The sequence below is a fragment of the Caballeronia sp. EK genome (assembly GCF_014384845.1).
GTDB classification, from domain to species: Bacteria; Pseudomonadota; Gammaproteobacteria; order Burkholderiales; family Burkholderiaceae; genus Caballeronia; species Caballeronia jiangsuensis.
Window position 1 is genome coordinate 1 of the sequence record NZ_JACSUE010000063.1, and the last position, 2,629, is coordinate 2,629.

Below are 2,629 nucleotides of genomic sequence, written 5' to 3' on the forward strand. Positions count from 1 at the left end.
TGGCTCGTGGCAGGATCCCCTATCGTCTGGATACGGGCGATCCGGCGCTAGACGACCTGCTGAGTCTGACTTTCGACGAGCCGGAGCTTGACGCGGTTCAAAGCGGGTATGAGATTCAGGTCTTTGGGTTGGTCAGCGCGGCGCTTCGTGAGGGGCGGAAACTGGAAGCGAATGATCCAACCGTCCGGGAGGCGCTGGACAGGCTCACGGCGTATGGCCCGGAGTCCGACGGAATCTGCACGATTGTGCAGCCTGGAGCTAATCGTTTCGAGAGTCTTCCCAGGGAAACCCTGCTGAACATCACCGAGAATCTCCCTGGCGAGCATCTAGGTGCGGTGCGCTGTGTCAACCACCAGTGGGCGGCCCATGATGTTCACCTTGTGCGCCAGGCCAATGACATGAAAGCACGTGCTTCGGACGTGGAACAGTGGGAACCCGACGGCGCGCAGGTCCTCGAGGACATCCAGAAGCTGCCGCCCGGGTATCGGCGCGAACCGCTGACCGCGCTCGCCGGCCAGGTCTGGTCGCTGCCAGAAGGGACCCGCTCGGCCACCTTCGAGCGTCTGCTGGAGGCGGTTCTCGCACTCGACGTGGCCGACCGGGGCGAGCCTCTGGCCGCGCTCGCCCGCCAGATCGGGTCGCTGCCTGAAGGGACCCGGCCGGCCGCCTTTGAGCGTCTGCTGGCGGCGGTTCGTGAACTCGACGTGGCCGGGCGGGGCGAGCCCCTGGCCGCGCTCGCCGGCCGGATCGAGTTGCTGCCTTACGGGACCCGGCCGGCCGCCTTCGAGCGTCTGCTGGCGGCGGTTTGTGAACTCGACGTGGCCGACCGGGGCGAGCCCCTGGCATCACTCGCCGGCCTGATCGGATTGCTTTACGGGGACCGGCAGGGCGCCTTCGAGCGTCTGCTGGCGGCGGTTCGTGAACTCGACGTGGCCGGGCGGGGCAAGCCCCTGGCATCGCTCGCCGGCCGGATCGGGTTGCTTTACGGGGACCTGCAGGGCGCCTTCGAGCGTCTGCTGGAGGCGGTTCGTGAACTCGACGTGGCCGACCGGGGCGAGCCCCTGACCACGCTCGCCGGCCTGGTCTGGACGCTGCCTGAAGAGACCCAGCAGGCCGTCTTCGAGCATCTGCTGGCGGAGGTTCTCGCACTCGACGTGGCCGGGCGGGGCAAGCCCCTGGACGCGCTCGCCGGCCAGATCGACTACCTGCCTCAAGGGACCCGGCAGGGCGCCTCCGAAAGTTTGTCTGCTGCGCTTCAATCAAGATGAGAGCGCGCCGGGAGACCAAGGAGTAGATGGTGAGGCGTTGTCAAGTTGAGATCGCAGACGGGTAGAATGGCGAGATGAAGAAGATCAAGCCGCATTATCACGGTTTCCGTTTCCCCACCGCGGTCATCAGTTGCGCGGTACGTTGGCACCACCGATTCAATCTGAGCCTGCGGAGCACCTCGGGCTCGACCTGGAGGTGTTCGTGAAGCTGCAGGGTGTGCGAGCCGTACGTGCTGTGGCACGCGGTGGACGAACACGGAGCCGAGCCTGAGGTGCTGCTGCAAGGGCGGCGCGACAAGGCTGCAGCCAGACGCTTCTTAAGGAAAGTGCTGCGTTCACATCCGGTACCCACGAAGATCGTGACCGACCTGCTACGTAGCTTCCCGGCTGCAAAGGCGGAACTGCCTGAGCTGGCCAGTGTGAAGCACGTCGCTTGGTCCGATCCGTCAGCACTTCGCATTGCCCCGGCACCGGATGGACGCGGCATGCCACCGCGAACAGCGGAAGGCGCGTTTGCGCGCATGGTATGACTGGGCTGGCGTGCGCTTCTTTCATGCGATTTAACAGGATACCTTAATTTGTTAGAATAGGTCGCCGAAATACGCACGATTCGGCTGACGGCGGGTCGAGCAGCACGCAGATTGGCGAACTTCAGATTCGCCAATGCGCGTTAACGCAATCATAGTCATCATGGAGCGTGTTGACCTACAGCCATCCGGGCAAGCGAATTGTCCTGCACGTTCGATGGTGAAGCCGAATGCAAGGAGAAGGGAACCATCTTTCAGCGATCCGTGCATCAATGGCAAGCTAAACAGCGTAAATTGACCAGGACCACCTCCGCTATGCCGGTTGTAACTGTGTAGTGGTTCACTATTCCTGGACACAGCTTACGCAGTTTCTACCTTTAATTCCTCGAAGTCGGCTGGCGGCATATGACTGGCAGCCGAGTGCAAGCGGTCCTGGTCGTAGTACATCAAGATGTAATCCAGCACATCAGCACGAGCCTCGGCGTGATTACGGTATGCGTGCTCGCCGATGCATTCTCCTTTGAGCGTACGGAAGAAGCGCTCTACGACCGCGTTGACGCTCTTATGTCAAGAAGGTCGGGCGGAATCGGCCAAGTCGGCCAGAATAAGCTGATACAGTTCTCTGACGATATAGTGCTTTGGGCAGCGATGAATTTCCTTGTTCGACATTCCTTCCTTAGTCCGTCTGTCGACGTACGCCCGGGTTCTGGGGTCACTGCGCATTCGCACCATTGCAATGGTCCACAGAGCGTTGTTTGCAGCGCGGTCGCCTCCACGGTTCAGGCGATGTCGGACCGTTTTGCCAGAGGAGGCTTGCAATGGGCTCGTACCGCA

The 2,629-nt window shown here is 62.0% G+C and carries 2 protein-coding genes and 2 pseudogenes; 2 read left to right on the forward strand and 2 right to left on the reverse strand.

Annotated elements, in window-relative coordinates:
- The coding region (locus IAG25_RS40980) for a hypothetical protein (protein WP_187609874.1) at positions 1-1,268 on the forward strand (1,268 nt) is incomplete at its 5' end.
- A 74-nt stretch (positions 1,269-1,342) separates the two neighbouring features.
- Positions 1,343-1,832, forward strand: a pseudogene (locus IAG25_RS42585) (DDE-type integrase/transposase/recombinase).
- Positions 1,833-2,155: 323 nt separating this feature from the next.
- Here the strand turns inward: IAG25_RS42585 and IAG25_RS42480 are convergent.
- Positions 2,156-2,338 (reverse strand): annotated as a pseudogene (locus IAG25_RS42480) (IS3 family transposase); the annotation flags it as partial.
- Between the two features lie 24 nt (positions 2,339-2,362).
- The coding region (locus IAG25_RS40995; protein ID WP_187609875.1) for a transposase at positions 2,363-2,629 on the reverse strand (267 nt) is incomplete at its 5' end.